The organism is Pseudomonas sp. SWRI77, assembly GCF_014269105.1.
Lineage (GTDB): Bacteria > Pseudomonadota > Gammaproteobacteria > Pseudomonadales > Pseudomonadaceae > Aquipseudomonas > Aquipseudomonas capeferrum.
Map to the genome: position 1 here is coordinate 40,579 of NZ_JABWRV010000013.1, position 15,195 is coordinate 55,773.

The 15,195-nt window shown below is 64.0% G+C and carries 14 protein-coding genes; 6 read left to right on the forward strand and 8 right to left on the reverse strand.

The genetic code is table 11. The features are described from left to right. Positions 1-26: 26 nt before the first annotated feature. Positions 27-3,047, reverse strand: a complete 3,021-nt coding sequence (locus HU766_RS14395; protein ID WP_186657991.1) for an FAD-binding and (Fe-S)-binding domain-containing protein — start codon at positions 3,045-3,047, stop codon at positions 27-29. 151 nt (positions 3,048-3,198) lie between these two features. Between HU766_RS14395 and HU766_RS14400 the strand changes: the two genes are divergently transcribed. Continuing rightward, on the forward strand, positions 3,199-4,083 hold the full coding sequence (locus HU766_RS14400) for a LysR substrate-binding domain-containing protein (protein ID WP_186658002.1): 885 nt from the start codon (positions 3,199-3,201) through the stop codon (positions 4,081-4,083). Between the two features lie 78 nt (positions 4,084-4,161). Here the strand turns inward: HU766_RS14400 and HU766_RS14405 are convergent, their stop codons facing one another. The 6 genes from HU766_RS14405 to HU766_RS14430 all read right to left on the reverse strand — a co-directional run bounded on the left by HU766_RS14405 (position 4,162) and on the right by HU766_RS14430 (position 10,759). Next, a complete protein-coding gene (locus HU766_RS14405; protein WP_186658004.1) occupies positions 4,162-5,583 on the reverse strand; it encodes an amino acid permease in 1,422 nt (473 codons plus the stop codon). 643 nt (positions 5,584-6,226) lie between these two features. Continuing rightward, on the reverse strand, positions 6,227-7,357 hold the full coding sequence (rluB, locus tag HU766_RS14410; protein WP_186658006.1) for a 23S rRNA pseudouridine(2605) synthase RluB: 1,131 nt from the start codon (positions 7,355-7,357) through the stop codon (positions 6,227-6,229). A gap of 275 nt (positions 7,358-7,632) precedes the next feature. Beyond that, a complete protein-coding gene (gene scpB, locus HU766_RS14415; protein WP_186658015.1) occupies positions 7,633-8,418 on the reverse strand; it encodes an SMC-Scp complex subunit ScpB in 786 nt (261 codons plus the stop codon). Then, a complete protein-coding gene (locus HU766_RS14420) occupies positions 8,405-9,163 on the reverse strand; it encodes a ScpA family protein (RefSeq protein WP_186658194.1) in 759 nt (252 codons plus the stop codon). Before HU766_RS14420 ends, scpB begins: the two co-directional genes overlap by 14 nt. A 92-nt stretch (positions 9,164-9,255) precedes the next feature. Further along, positions 9,256-9,885, reverse strand: coding sequence for an L-threonylcarbamoyladenylate synthase (locus HU766_RS14425; protein WP_186658025.1), 630 nt, complete (start codon positions 9,883-9,885; stop codon positions 9,256-9,258). A gap of 13 nt (positions 9,886-9,898) precedes the next feature. After that, positions 9,899-10,759, reverse strand: coding sequence for a PHP domain-containing protein (locus HU766_RS14430; protein ID WP_186658028.1), 861 nt, complete (start codon positions 10,757-10,759; stop codon positions 9,899-9,901). Positions 10,760-10,826: 67 nt separating this feature from the next. Between HU766_RS14430 and HU766_RS14435 the strand changes: the two genes are divergently transcribed. The 5 genes from HU766_RS14435 to HU766_RS14455 all read left to right on the forward strand — a co-directional run bounded on the left by HU766_RS14435 (position 10,827) and on the right by HU766_RS14455 (position 14,500). After that, on the forward strand, positions 10,827-11,420 hold the full coding sequence (locus HU766_RS14435) for a septation protein A (protein WP_033699595.1): 594 nt from the start codon (positions 10,827-10,829) through the stop codon (positions 11,418-11,420). 1 nt (position 11,421) lies between these two features. Then, positions 11,422-11,721 carry a YciI family protein gene (locus HU766_RS14440; protein WP_033699597.1) on the forward strand — a complete coding sequence of 100 codons (300 nt, stop codon included), beginning with the start codon at positions 11,422-11,424 and terminating at the stop codon, positions 11,719-11,721. Positions 11,722-11,866: 145 nt separating this feature from the next. Continuing rightward, positions 11,867-12,544: a response regulator transcription factor gene (locus tag HU766_RS14445; protein WP_033699599.1), complete on the forward strand. Its 678-nt coding sequence runs from the start codon at positions 11,867-11,869 to the stop codon at positions 12,542-12,544. Positions 12,545-12,685: 141 nt separating this feature from the next. Then, on the forward strand, positions 12,686-13,102 hold the full coding sequence (locus tag HU766_RS14450; protein WP_033699600.1) for a Spy/CpxP family protein refolding chaperone: 417 nt from the start codon (positions 12,686-12,688) through the stop codon (positions 13,100-13,102). Between the two features lie 60 nt (positions 13,103-13,162). Beyond that, positions 13,163-14,500 (forward strand): HAMP domain-containing sensor histidine kinase, encoded by a 1,338-nt coding sequence (locus HU766_RS14455; RefSeq protein WP_186658030.1) that lies wholly within the window; start codon positions 13,163-13,165, stop codon positions 14,498-14,500. A 39-nt stretch (positions 14,501-14,539) separates the two neighbouring features. Here the strand turns inward: HU766_RS14455 and HU766_RS14460 are convergent, their stop codons facing one another. After that, complete coding sequence (locus HU766_RS14460) at positions 14,540-15,097, reverse strand: NAD(P)H nitroreductase (protein ID WP_033699602.1); 558 nt, start codon at positions 15,095-15,097, stop codon at positions 14,540-14,542. Between the last annotated feature and the right edge of the window lie 98 nt (positions 15,098-15,195).

Genomic DNA, 15,195 nt, shown 5'->3' on the forward strand with positions numbered 1-15,195 from the left:
AACACCGCGAAGAGGGCCTTACAGGTTTACCGCTGCGCGTATTGCAACACCACTTCCAGCGGATGACGCATCTGCCGCTCGGTCATGCGCTTGACCTGGCTGCGGCACGAGTAACCTGTCGCCAGCGCCTCGCCTTCCTTGTCCAGCTTGGTCGCCCAGGACTGCTCGAAGATGGTCCGTGAAGTCGCCTGGTTACGCGCTTCATGCCCGTAGGTGCCGGACATGCCGCAGCAACCGGTAGCCTCGGTCACCAGCTTCAGGCCCAGGCGCGCGAACACCTGCTCCCACTGCCGGGTACTGGCCGGTACGTTGGTTTTCTCGGTGCAGTGGGCCATCAAGCGGAAATTGCCGGGTGCGGTCGGCGCCTGCTCGGGCAGCACATCCATCAGCCACTCCTGCGGCAACAGCACGTTCGGGCAGCCTTCCAGGCCCGGCACCTTCTGGTACTCCTGGCGGTACACCAGGGTCATGGCCGGGTCCAGCCCCACCAGCGGCACGCCGCAATCGGCCAGGGCCTTGAGCTGGGTACCGTTGCGGATCGCCGCCTTGGCGAAGGCCCCCAGGAAGCCCTGCACATGCAAGGGCTTGCCGTTGGCACTGTATGGCGCCAGGAATACCCGGTGGCCCAGGCGGTGAGCCAGGTCGATGAAGGCAGCCAGCAGCGGCGTCTCGAAGTAACGGGTGAAGGCATCCTGCACCAGTACGATGCTGCGCTCACGCTGGGCCGGCGTCAGCTCGCGCAGGGCCGGCACGCTGGCCACGCCGACGCGGCAGCGGGTCAAGGTGGCCTGGAAGTTGAAACGGCTGATCAACGGGCTGTCGACCATGCCGACCTTGTCGGCCAGCAGCTTGCTGACCCACTTCGAGCCCATTACCGCGTTGTACAGCCCCGGCGCATGCGCCAGGTACGGGATGGTGAACTCCAGCGAGCCGATCAGGTAATCACGCAGCGGGCGCTGGTAGCGGCCGTGGTAGAGCTCGAGGAAACGCGAGCGGAAGTCCGGCACGTTGACCTTGATCGGGCATTGCCCCGCGCACGACTTGCACGCCAGGCAACCGGCCATGGCGTCGTAGACTTCGTGGGAGAAGTCTGCCTGCCCCTGGTCGCGCCCGCGGTTGTTGCGCAGCCGCGCCGGCAGGCCCTTGAGCCAGGACACCTTGTTGCGCGCTGCCGCCAGCACATCGATATCCGCCGCACCTTGCAGGCGCAACCATTCACGCATCAACGAGGCACGGCCCTTGGGTGAGTGCTGGCGCTCACGGGTGGCCTTCCACGACGGGCACATGGCGTCGTTGGGGTCGTAGTTGTAGCAGGCGCCGTTGCCGTTGCAGTGCACGGCGCTGCTGAAGTTCTGCCAGACGCGCTCGTCGATGGTGCGGTCGAGGTCACCGCGCAAGGTCACGCCATCGACCTTGGTCAGGCCTTCGGCGCTGTCTGGCGGTGTGCAGATTTTTCCGGGGTTGAGCTGGTTGCGTGGGTCGAATGCACCCTTGAGGCGCTGCAACGCCGGGTACAGTTCGCCAAAGTAATCGGGCACGTACTCCGAACGCAGGCCCTTGCCGTGCTCACCCCAAAGCAGCCCGCCATAGCGCTGGGTCAGCGCCGCCACGGCATCGGAAATCGGCTTGACCAGTGCGGCCTGAGCCGGGTCTTTCATGTCCAGCGCCGGGCGCACGTGCAGCACGCCGGCGTCGACGTGGCCGAACATGCCATAGGCCAGGCCATGGCCGTCGAGCAGCGCGCGGAAGTCGGCAATATAGTCGGCCAGTTGCTCTGGCGGTACTGCCGTGTCTTCGACGAATGGCTGCGGGCGCACCTCGCCCTCGACGTTGCCAAGCAGGCCCACCGAGCGTTTGCGCATGGTGTAGACGCGGGTGACGGCCTCGGCGCCCTCGGCCAGGGTGTGCCCAAGGCGCTCGACGCTGGTGTCGCTTTGCAGGTGCTGGATGAACGCCTGCACCCGCGCATTGACCTCGTCAGGCTGATCGCCACAGAACTCCACCAGGTTGATACCCAAGGTCGGGCGCTCGGGGTCGGCGGGGAAATATTCGGCGACGCTGTGCCAGACGATGTCCTTCATCGCCAGCATCAGTACCTTGGAGTCGACGGTTTCGATCGACAAGGGTTTGTGCGCCATCAAGGCATTGGCATCACGCAGGGCATCCATGAAGCTGGTGTAACGGACGTTGACCAGTACCGCGTATTTCGGGATCGGCAGCACATTGAGCTTGGCTTCGACCACGTAACCCAGCGACCCTTCGGCACCGCACAGCACGCTGTTGAGGTTGAAGCGCCCCTGCTCGTCGCGCAGGTGCGCCAGGTCGTAACCGGTCAGGCAGCGGTTGAGCTTGGGGAAGGTGCTTTCGATCAGTTCGGCCTGGGTTTCCTGGATTTCGCGGGCCACCCGATAGACTTCGCCAACCCGCCCCGGCGCGGCGCAGGCCTGGGCTAGCGCGGCGTCATCGATGGGCAGGCTGTGCAGGCGTTCGCCGCCGAGCAGTACGCTGTGCAATTCGAGCACGTGATCGCGGGTCTTGCCGTAGGTGCAGCTGCCCTGGCCGCTGGCGTCGGTGTTGATCATGCCGCCGACGGTGGCGCGGTTGGAGGTGGACAGTTCAGGCGCGAAGAACAGCCCATGGGGCTTGAGCGCGGCATTGAGCTGGTCCTTGACCACACCGGCCTGGACCCGTACCCAACGCTGTTCGACGTTGATTTCGAGGATGCTGTTCATGTGCCGCGACAGGTCGACCACGATGCCGTCGGTCAGCGACTGGCCGTTGGTGCCGGTACCGCCGCCACGCGGGGTCAGCTTGACCTGCGCAAAGCGCGCCTCTCCCATCAGCGCGGCGACCCGCGCCACGTCATCGGCGTCACGCGGGAACACCGCCGCCTGGGGCAGGCGCTGGTAAATCGAGTTGTCGGTGGCCAGCACCGTACGGGTCGCGTAATCGGCACTGATCTGGCCACGGAAGCCGCTGTTGCGCAGGGCTTCGAGGAATTCTGGGTAGTTCGCGGACGGTGCACTGGTCGGCAGCTGGGCGATCATCGAAGGATGGCCTCTTGATATGGGCTAATTCACGGAAATCCTGTCACACCGGCATGAGTCGTTTCACACCTGATGACGAATAGGTCAATGTTCCTGTACTTTCGCGCCAGGGGCAAACGGATAATCCTGCCGCTATCGATGACTTTTATGAATGAATTACCGCCACCTGACACCGTCCATGTCACTGCTGCTGGCATTCGAAGCCGCCGCGCGGCATGAAAGCTACACCCGCGCCGCCGCCGAACTGTCACTGACCCAGAGCGCCGTCAGTCGCCAGGTTCAGGCGCTGGAGCAGCAATTGGGGCTGACGCTGTTTCGCCGCGAGGGCCGCCAGGTGCAATTGACCGACGTCGGCCGGCTGTACCAGCGCGAGCTGAGCGAGGCATTGGGGCGCATCCGCAGCGCCACGCTGCAGGCGCTGGCCTACCAGTCGGGCGTCGGCACGCTGCGCTTGGCCACCCTGCCCACCTTCGGCTCGAAATGGTTGCTGCCGCGGCTGCATGCGTTCTACAGCGCCCACCCGGGCATGTTGGTGCATATCCATTCACGGATCGAAGCGATCAACTTCGACACCAGCGAGATTGATGCGGCCATCGGGGTGGCGAGCCACGACCTGCCAGGGCTGATCTGCCACCGCCTGCATGCCGAGGAGCTGCTGGTGATCCTGCCGCCAGAGGCAGCCGCCGACCCGCATGGCTGGAGCCCCGCCCGGGTCAGCGAGGAAGTGCTGCTCAATGTCGCCAACAACCCGCATGCCTGGGGCGAGTGGTTCTCGCATCACCAGCTGCCGCATCGGGCGATGCGCCTGGGGCCGAGTTTCGAGCTGACCTCACACCTGATCCAGGCGGTGCGGGCCGGCATCGGCATTGGCCTGGTGCCGCGGATTCTGGTGCAAGAGGAGCTGGCCAAGGGCGAGCTGTTCAGCCCCGGCGCAGCATTTGCCAGCCAGCGCAGCTATTACCTCATCTACCCGCCGCGCAATGAAGCGCTGCCGTCGTTGCGGGCGTTTCGCAGCTGGTTGCTCGAGCAGATCTGAGTTTTTGACAGCTTTATTGGCAACAAAAAACCCGATGCCAATGACCTGACATCGGGTTTGCGTTATCGCCTGCAGCGCTTACTTGGCAACAGTACCGGCAGCGGTGCCATTGGCCTGTGCATCACGCTTGGGCTTGAAGATGTAGAAGATGAACATCACCAACAACCACACCGGGATCGCATACACCGAAATATTGATACCCGGAATCTGCAGCATGATGCCGAGGATCAGCACCACGAACGCCAGGCAGATGTAGTTGCCGTAGGGGTACCACAGCGCCTTGAACAGCGGCTTCTGGCCAGTGCGGTCGAGGTGCTGGCGGAATTTCAGGTGCGAGTAGCTGATCATCGCCCAGTTGATCACCAAGGTCGCCACGACCAGCGACATCAACAGCTCCAGCGCATTCTGCGGAATGAAGTAATTGAGCAGCACTGCAATCAGGGTCACTGCAGCCGACACCAGGATCGAACGCACCGGCACACCGCGCTTGTCGACCTTCGCCAGGGCCGCCGGGGCGTCACCTTGCTCGGCCATGCCCAGCAGCATGCGGGCGTTGCAGTAGGTACCGCTGTTGTACACCGACAGCGCTGCGGTCAGGACCACGAAGTTCAGCAGGTGGGCGGCCACGTCGCTGCCCAGCAGGGAGAACACCTGAACGAACGGGCTGCTGCCGTAGCTGCCGCCAGAAGCGTCGATGCTGGCGACCAGGTTGTCCCACGGGGTCAGCGACAGCAGCACGACCAGCGCACCGATGTAGAAGATCAGGATGCGGTAGATGACCTGGTTGATGGCCTTGGGAATCACGGTCCTCGGCTTGTCGGCCTCGGCTGCGGTGAAGCCGAGCATTTCCAGGCCACCGAAGGAGAACATGATGAACGCCAACGCCATCACCAGGCCGCTGACGCCATGCGGGAAGAAGCCGCCGTGCGCCCACAGGTTGGTAACCGAAGCCTCGGGGCCACCGCTACCGCTGGTCAGCAGGTACGCACCCAGGCCGATCATGCCGACGATGGCCACGACCTTGATGATGGCGAACCAGAATTCTGCCTCGCCGAAGACTTTCACGTTCATCAGGTTGATGAAGTTGATCAGCAGGAAGAAGCCCGCCGCCGTGACCCAGGTCGGGATCTCTGGCCACCAGTAGTGGATGTACTTGCCGACCGCCGTCAGCTCCGACATGCCCACCAGGATGTACAGCACCCAACAGTTCCAGCCCGACATGAAGCCGGCGAAGCCGCCCCAGTACTTGTGGGCAAAGTGGCTGAACGAACCGGCCACCGGCTCTTCGACGATCATCTCGCCCAGCTGGCGCATGATCATGAAGGCGATGAAGCCGCAGATGGCATAGCCAAGAATCATCGACGGGCCGGCGGATTTCATCACGCCTGCCGAACCCAGGAACAGGCCGGTACCAATCGCTCCGCCGAGGGCGATCAACTGGATATGGCGGTTCTTCAGGCCCCGCTTTAGCTCGCCTGAATGCATGTTTTGTCCACTCATGAACGAAGTCACCTGCATTGTTTTTATCTGTGACGAAATCGGACCCACCGCGCTCGTGGCGCAGCGGAATGGGCAAGGTGGTTACCTTGGGTTTCTTGAACGCGGGCGCCGCCAGGGCGGGTCAGCCGGGTGTGATCAAGAGTGCGCGGTACGCAAGAGGGTCACAGGTAAAACGCGGCGCACTGTATACCCCTGCAAGCGCGCAGGCGTCAACGCGTTGCGTCATTTCCCCGGGGAAAAACGCAGCGATCCTGTGGTAAAGGCCTTGAAAGGCGAAGTGATCGGCGTACATGGCGCCTCCATTTGTTGTTTTGTCAGCACGCCTCTCTGGGCGGGCTTTTGCACACGGCAATGGCCGCTATATCAGCGTGCGGCGGGGGTTTGGGCAATAGGGGGCGCGAGCGACAGGGGTGCCTCGCCGCGCGGGGTGCGGCAAGTTATGTTTACACAGGTAGGGGAAATCTGAATTCAGGGCGTATTTTGCCTGCACCCGTATAAATTTCTTTACAGGCCGGTTTGAAAACTTGCCAGTCGTCAGAAAAATTCTTTTTGTTCAATATCTTGGCGACAGCCTAAGGTGCCGCCGCTGAATCCAAAGCAAAAAAAACCAGCCCGGAGGCTGGTTCTTATCTAGCGCTGCTGATCAACCGCGCGGCTTGCCGCGACCACGGCCTGCCGGCTTGTCGCCGTCTGGCTTGGCGGTACGCTTGCGCATCTCGCTCGGGCGCTCGGCCACCGCGCTGCCACGGTTGCCTTTACGCGCGTCGTCACGCGACTGGCGCGCAGGGCGCTCACCGGTGGTATCACGCGGTTGGCGGGCTGGGCGCTCACCCGCGCTGTCACGCGGTTGGCGTGCTGGGCGCTCGGCAGCCCCTTCGCTGGCAGGGCGCAGGTTGCGCACGCGCTCGCCACGGCCCATCGGACGGCTCGACTTGCGCTGCATGCGCTCCATCTTGTCCTTGGCCTTGAGGTTCAAGGTCGGCAGCGCAACTGGCTGCAGGCCCACTTCAGCGGCCAGGATGTCGATTTCACCCTGGGTCATTTCGCGCCAGCGGCCCATCGGCAGGTCGGAGTTGAGGAACACCGGGCCGAAGCGCACGCGCTTCAGGCGGCTGACCACCATGCCCTGCGACTCCCACAGGCGACGCACTTCACGGTTACGGCCTTCCATCACCACGCAGTGGTACCAGTGGTTGAAGCCTTCGCCGCCCGGTGCCTTCTGGATGTCGGTGAACTTGGCCGGGCCGTCTTCGAGCATCACGCCAGCCTTGAGGCGATCGAGCATCTCGTCGTCGACCTCGCCCCGCACACGTACCGCGTACTCACGGTCCATCTCGTAGGAAGGGTGCATCAGGCGGTTGGCCAACTCACCGTCGGTGGTGAACAGCAACAGGCCGGTGGTGTTGATGTCCAGGCGGCCGATGTTGATCCAGCGCCCTTCTTTCGGCCGCGGCAGGCGGTCGAACACCGTCGGGCGGCCTTCCGGGTCGTCACGGGTGCAGATCTCGCCGTCGGGCTTGTTGTACATGATCACCCGGCGGGTGGCCTCGGCGGCTTCTTCGCGCTTGATCAGCTTGCCATCGACAGCGATGGCGTCGTGCAGGTCGACGCGCTGGCCGAGGGTGGCGGCCACGCCATTGACCTTGATGCGGCCCTGGCTGATCCAGGCCTCGACGTCACGGCGCGAACCGACGCCAATGCGCGCCAGTACTTTCTGCAGCTTTTCGCCGGATGGAGGGGTAATTTCGGTATTTTGCAGGTCTTGCTCACTCATCTGGGCACCTCCCGGTGTAGGAATGAAAAAGGGGTCTTGGCGACGAACGCGCCAAAGGGCCGCGCATCATACGCGGTTCGTATCAGGAACGCACTCGAGCGTAGTGGGTTTTGCGGGGGCCGGCAGGGTTTTCTGCCCAGTGGTTTTGCGCTGTCAGTGCGGGCCTCTTCGCGGGGCAAGCCCGCTCCCACCGGTTTGTGGGCTCTGACGGTGAGCGGCCAAACCTGTAGGAGCGGGCTTGCCCCGCGAAGAGGCCCGCACTGCCAGCATAAGCCTCAGGTCTGCAACTTGCCCTCGTCCTCCAGTGAAGCCTCGGGTTCAATCACGTCCTCTTCTTCACGCAAATCATCGAAATCGGTCTTGAGCCCCTCTTCCATCGCATCCAGCTCCACCAGCAGGCTGCGGAAGCTGGTCTCATCCTTCGGCACCTCGGCCTCGGCTTCGCCCTCGCCAAGGCTGGCATCGGCCAGCGCCTGCAGGTGCGCAGGTACTGGCGCGTCATCGGGGTCGAGCAACGGCTCCGGTTCCATCTCGCGCAGTTCGGCCAATGCCGGCAGCTCCTCAAGGCTCTTGAGATTGAAGTGGTCGAGAAATGCCTTGGTGGTGGCGAACATCGCCGGCCGCCCCGGCACTTCGCGATAACCCACGATGCGAATCCACTCGCGCTCCATCAAGGTCTTGATGATATTGCTGTTCACCGCCACGCCGCGCACGTCCTCGATCTCGCCACGGGTGATGGGCTGGCGGTAGGCAATCAGCGCCATGGTTTCAAGCAGCGCACGGGAATAGCGCTGCGGCCGCTCTTCCCACAGGCGCCCAACCCACGGAGCAAAGGTTTCGCGGATCTGCAGGCGATAGCCGGTGGCAACTTCCTTGAGCTCGAAGGCACGCCCGCTGCAGGACTTGCCGAGCACTTCCAGGGCCTTCTTGAACACCTTGGGCTCCGGGCGCTCGACCTCCTCGAACAGCTCGTACAAGCGCTCAAGGGACTGCGGCTTGCCCGAAGCGAGCAAAAAAGCTTCGATCAGCGACGCCAGGTCGCGGGGTTCATTCAGGTTCATCAGGTTCTTCAACAAACTCGGCGCGAAGCCGGACGTGGATCGCGGCGAAAGGCTCATTCTGCACCAGTTCGACCAGTGATTCCTTCACCAGCTCAAGAATCGCCATGAACGTCACCACCACCCCCAACTTGCCCTCTTCTGCGCCGAACAGCTCGACGAAGGGCACGAAGGCGCCGCCCTTGAGGCGTTCGAGTACTTGGCTCATGCGCTCACGGGTAGACAGCGTTTCGCGGGTGATCTGGTGGCTTTCGAACAGGTCATTGCGGCGCATCACCTCGGCCATCGATACCAGCAGCTCCTCCAGGCTGACCTGGGGCAGCAGCTTGCGCACCTTGGCCTGCGGTGCTTCCAGGCGCGGCACGACAATGTCGCGACCCACCCGTGGCAGTGTATCGATCCCTTCTGCAGCGGCCTTGAAGCGCTCGTACTCCTGCAAGCGGCGGATCAGCTCGGCGCGCGGGTCGCCCTCTTCCTCTTCGATCTCGGCCGAGCGGGGCAGCAACATGCGCGACTTGATCTCGGCCAGCATGGCCGCCATGACCAGGTACTCGGCTGCCAGTTCCAGGCGCACGCTCTTCATCAGCTCGACATAGCCCATGTACTGGCGGGTGATCTCCGCCACCGGGATGTCGAGGATATCGATGTTCTGCTTGCGGATCAGGTACAGCAGCAGGTCCAGCGGGCCTTCGAACGCCTCGAGAATGATTTCAAGCGCATCCGGCGGGATGTACAGGTCTACCGGCATCTCGGTCAGGGCTTCGCCATAGACCAGGGCCAGTTGCAACTGTTGAGGCGACTCGGCCTCCTCGGCCGGCGCCTCGGGCGCCTCCACCTGGCTCACGCATTGACCATGAATGGCGTGGGGTCGCCACAACCTTCGCGGATCAGCTCGGGCTCGTCGCCGGACAGGTCGATGATGGTCGATGCCTTCAGATCACCGAAACCGCCGTCGATCACCAGGTCCACATGATGCTCCAGCCGCTCACGGATCTCGTAGGGGTCGGTCATCGGCTGGTCGTCGCCCGGCAGGATGAGGCTGACACTCATCAGTGGCTCGCCCAGTTCAGCCAGCAGCGCCAGGGTGATGGCGTGGTCCGGCACGCGCAGGCCGATGGTGCGGCGTTTCTCGTGCAGCAGCAGGCGCGGCACTTCACGGGTGCCGTTGAGAATGAAGGTGTACGGCCCCGGCACATGCGCCTTGAGCAGGCGGAAGGTACCGGTATCGACCTTGGCATACAGCCCCAGTTGCGACATGTCGCAGCACATCAGGGTGAAGTTGTGGGTCTTGTCCAGGCCACGCAGGCGCCGTACGCGCTCCACCGCGCCCTTGTCGCCAATCTGGCAACCCAGCGCATAGGCCGAATCGGTCGGATAGACCACCACCCCGCCCTTGCGGATGATCTCCACCGCCTGGCGGATCAGCCGCTGCTGCGGATTCTCCGGATGTATCTGGAAAAATTGGCTCACGTAGTCTTCCTGTTCATACCGCCAAAGGCTGTTCATGGCTGAATCGGCGCCACAGAGGTGGCAGGTCCTCGGGCAAAGGCCGGTAGGCACCGATTTCGCCCCAGGTGCCGGGGCCGTGGAAGTCACTGCCAGCGCTTGCCAGCAGGCCGAACTCGCGGGTGAGGATGGACATCGTGCCCACCTGCTCGGCCGGCATCATCCCGTTGACCACCTCAAGCGCCTGCCCGCCTGCCTGAATATAGTCGGCAATCAGCCGTCTGCGCTTGCTGCGGGTCAGATCGTAATGCATCGGATGCGCCAAGCTTACCCAAGCGTTGGACTGGCGCAGCGTAGCGACAGTTTCATCCAGGGTCGGCCAGTGCTGCTTGACGTCACCCAGCTTGCCGGCGCCCAGCCACTTGCGGAACGCTTCGCCGCGGTCCTTGACGTGACCGGCACGCACCAGAAACTCGGCAAAGTGCGGGCGCGCCGGGGCGTTGCCACTGTCGCCCAACGCTTGCTGCACGGCCCTGGCACCCTCAAGCGCGCCGGGCATGCCCTTGGCAGCCAGCCGTTTGTCGATTTCCTCGGCACGCAGCCAGCGGCCATGGTGCAGGGCTTCGATGGCTTCGAGCAACGGCGGTGCGTCGAGGGGGAAGTCATACCCCAGCACATGGATGGTCGCCCCACCCCACGTGCACGACAGCTCTACCCCGCTAATCCAGTGCATGCCGCGCTCGCGGCAGGCCTGGCGCGCTTCGGCCAGCCCTTCGAGGGTGTCGTGGTCGGTGAGTGCCAGCGTTTGCACCCCGTGCTCATGGGCCCGGGCGACCAGGACCGTGGGCGACAGGGCGCCGTCGGAGGCCGTGCTGTGACAGTGCAGATCAACATTCATGGAGGAGCGCTTTCGCTGGAATCGATGTTTGTTATTATGCCGTCACATCCCGATTCTGGCTGCCATTGTGAAACAATTCATCGATTTCATCCCGTTGCTACTGTTCTTCATCGTCTACAAGCTCGACCCGCGGCCCCTGGAGGTTGCCGGCCACAGCTTCGAATTCGGCGGTATCTACAGCGCCACGGCCATGCTCATCGTCAGCTCCCTGGTGGTCTACGGTGCCCTGTTCCTGCGCCAGCGCAAGCTGGAAAAGGGCCAATGGCTGACCCTGATCGCCTGCCTGGTGTTCGGCGGCCTGACCCTGACCTTCCACAGCGAAACCTTCCTCAAATGGAAAGCGCCGGTGGTCAACTGGCTGTTCGCCCTGGCCTTCGCCGGCAGCCACTTCATCGGCGACCGGGTGCTGATCAAGCGCATCATGGGCCACGCCCTGACCCTGCCCGATGCCATCTGGGCCCGCCTGAACCTGGCCTGGATCTGCTTCTTCCTGGTCTGCGGTGCGGCCAACCTGTTCGTCGCCTTCACCTTCCAGGCCTTCTGGGTCGACTTCAAGGTGTTCGGCAGCCTGGGCATGACCGTGATCTTCCTGGTGGCCCAAGGTGTGTACCTGTCACGCCACCTGCACGACGACCCTACTACCTCCAAACCCAAGGATTGACATGCTCTACGCCATCATCGCCAGCGACGTCGCAAACTCCCTGGAAAAGCGCCTGGCTGCCCGCCCGGCACACATCGAGCGCCTGCAGCAGCTCAAGGCCGAAGGCCGCGTGGTGCTGGCAGGCCCACATCCGGCCATCGACAGCAACGACCCAGGTGAAGCCGGTTTCAGCGGCAGCCTGATCGTGGCCGAGTTCGACTCCCTGGCTGCGGCACAGGCCTGGGCCGATGCCGACCCGTATATTGCTGCGGGCGTGTACGACAACGTCATCGTCAAACCCTTCAAGCAAGTCCTGCCTTGACCCGACACCGCGCGGCCCTTTTCGCGGGTAAAGCCGCACCCACAGGGCCGCGCGGTACTGGCGGTTATACGCTTGCCATCAGTCTGCGGTATCTTTGCCACTGGCGGGCCGAATACTCGCCGTCAATGGTTGAATTGAGTGAGTCATGAGCGAGCTGTTACTGATTGATGATGACCAGGAGCTGTGCGAGCTGCTCGGCAGCTGGCTGACCCAGGAAGGGTTTACCGTCCGCGCCTGCCACGATGGCCTGAGCGCACGCCAGGCCCTGGCCGAACATGCCCCGGCCGCCGTGGTGCTGGATGTGATGCTCCCAGACGGCAGCGGCCTGGAACTGCTCAAGCAATTGCGCAGCGAACATGCCGACCTGCCTGTGCTGATGCTCTCGGCACGGGGCGAACCCCTGGACCGCATCCTCGGCCTTGAGCTCGGCGCCGACGATTACCTGGCCAAACCCTGCGACCCGCGCGAGCTCACGGCCCGCCTGCGCGCCGTGTTGCGCCGCAGCCACCCGGCAGCCACCACCACCCAGGTAGAGATCGGCGACCTGGTCTACAGCCCGGCACGTGGCGTGGCCAGCATCGATGGCCGCGAGATGACCCTGACCCTGTCCGAAAGCCGCATCCTCGAAGCCCTGCTGCGCCAGCCGGGCGAGCCGCTGGACAAGCAGGAACTGGCGCAGATCGGCCTGGGCCGCAAGCTGACCCTGTACGACCGCAGCCTGGACATGCACGTCAGCAACCTGCGCAAGAAGATCGGGCCGCATGCCGATGGGCGCCCGCGCATCGTTGCGCTGCGCAGCCGTGGCTATTACTACAGCCTGTGACGTGCCGGGGCCGCCTCGCAGCCCCAACACGCTCGGCAACTCATCTTTACCCAGCCTTTACCCTCCCCTGACCGCCCTTGACGGTCAGTTGCGTAGACTGTGCTCATCCGGTAACCACCGGCCTATGAAAGGAGAGACACCATGCGCAAGACCCTTATCGCCCTGATGTTCGCCGCCGCCCTGCCGACCGTGGCCATGGCCATGCCTGAAGGCGGCCCGCGTCACGACGGCCCGCATCATCGCGGTGATGCGCCTTTCGCCCAACTGGACCTGAGCCGCGACCAGCGCCAGCAGATTGGCAAGCTGATGGGCGAGCAGATGAAGCAACGCCGCGACATCACCGAGCGCTACCTGTCCAAGCTGCCGGCCGCCGACCAGAAGGCCATGAAGGACGAACTCAAGGCCAGCCGCGACAAGACCGACAGCCAGGTCCGCGGCCTGCTCAAGCCTGAGCAACAGAAGCAGTTCGACGAGCTGCAAAAAGAACGCGCCGCGAAGAAAGCCGAATGGCAAGAGTTCCAGGCCTGGAAAGCTGAAAAAGGCGGCAAGGCCCAGTAAGCTGTCCGCCCCACGCCCGGCCCGCACCCCTGCGGGCCGGGCTTTTCCCGTTTGCAGGAGGTGCACTTGCGTTCACTGTTCTGGCGCATCCTGGCCAGCTTTTGGCTGGCCATTACCCTGGTTGCGGGCCTGTCGATCCTGCTCGGCCACATGCTCAACCAGGACGCCTGGATCCTCAGCCGCCACCCGGGCCTCAACACCCTGGCCAGCCACTGGGCCAAGCATTACGAACAGGAAGGCATGGACTCGGCGCAGCACTTTCTCGAACGCCGCAAGCAACGCTTCAAGATCGACGTGCAGGTGCTCGACGACAGCGGCGACGCCGTCGTGCCTGGTACCTTCCCGCGCCGCGCCGCCGCGTTCGAGGCACGCCAGCACAATGACGAGCGGCGCCTGCCGTGGCGCCGTCTGACCGAGGAATACACCAGCCCCTACAGCGGTGAAACCTACCTGCTGATCTACCGCATCCCCCACCCTGAGCTGGACGCCTGGCACCGCGAGAGCCTGCTCTGGCCGCTCAGTGCGCTGGGCATCGCCCTGGTGGTGCTGACCCTGTTCAGCCTGCTGGTGACCCTGTCCATCACCCGCCCTTTGAGCCGCCTGCGCAGCGCCGTGCACGACCTCGGCCAAACCAGCTACCAGCAGAACAGCCTGGCCCGCCTGGCCGCCCGCCGCGATGAGTTCGGGGTACTGGCCAACGACTTCAACAAGATGGGCGCCCGCCTGCAGAGTACGATCGGCAGCCAGCGCCAGTTGCTGCGCGATGTGTCTCATGAACTGCGCTCACCGTTGGCACGGCTGCGCATTGCCCTGGCATTGGCCGAGCGTGCCGAGCCCGAGCAGCGCCAGGCCTTGTGGCCACGGCTGACCCGTGAATGCGACCGGCTCGAAGACCTGATCAGCGAAATCCTCGCCCTGGCCCGCGTCGATGCCGAGCAGGCCCACGCCGAGCCGGTCGACCTCAACGCCTTGCTGGGCGGCGTGCGCAAGGATGCGTTGCTCAGCGCACCGGAGCAGGAGGTGCGGCTGCAGGCGCAAGCAGGGCTGACCTTGCAGGGTTGGCCAACACTGATCGAGCGCGCCGTGGACAACCTGCTGCGCAATGCCTTGCGCTTCAACCCGGCCGGGCAGCCGATCGAAATCAGCGCCGAGCGTGAGCAGGACCGTATCGTGTTGACAGTACGCGACCATGGCCCCGGGGTAGCGGCTGAGTACCTCGCGCAGCTGGGTGAGCCGTTCTTCCGTGCGCCGGGGCAGCAAGCAGCTGGGCATGGGCTGGGGCTGGCGATTGCGCGCAAGGCGGCGGAGCGCCATGGCGGCAGCCTGGTACTGGCGAATCATCCGCAGGGCGGGTTTGTGGCCAGGCTGGAGTTACCTGTAACGGAGGTCATGGTTTGAGATTGCCGGGGCCGCTACGCGCCCCAGCATTCTCAGCGGTTACTCACCCCAGGCACTGACGAAATCAGCAGTCTCCAGCACTGGCGCCGTACGCGGCTCGTTCACCGGCGTGCCCACATACAGATAACCGATCAACTCCTCGCTCTCGGCCAACCCCAGCCCCTTGTGCACATGCGCGTCAAAGGCCATGTCACCGGTACGCCACACCGCGCCAACCCCCTGGGCATGCGCCGCGATCAGAATGCCATGGGCCGCACACCCCGCCGCCAGGCGCTGCTCGGACTTGGGCACCTTGAAGTGGTCCTGCAGCTTGGCGATCACCACGATCAGCAACGGCGCACGCAGCGGCATGGCGCGAGCCTTGTCCAGCGCTGCCTGGCTGGCATCACCCTTGTTCTGTACCGCTTCGGCGAACAACTCGCCGAGCTTCTCGCGGCCCTGGCCTTCGATGGTCAGAAACCGCCACGGGCGCAGCTGGCCATGGTCCGGTGCACGCAATGCGGCCTGGAATAACGCCTCGCGCTGGGCATCATTGGGCGCGGGGTCGGTCAGGCGTGGCACGGAAACACGGTTGAGCAATGCGTCGAGAGCCTCCATCGGCTACCCTCCTGGCAGGTGAATGTGCGGCCATTCTAGCGTTTACATCACCAGACCCATAGGTAGAATGGCGCCCTTCCGTTTCGAGTCAGAGCAGA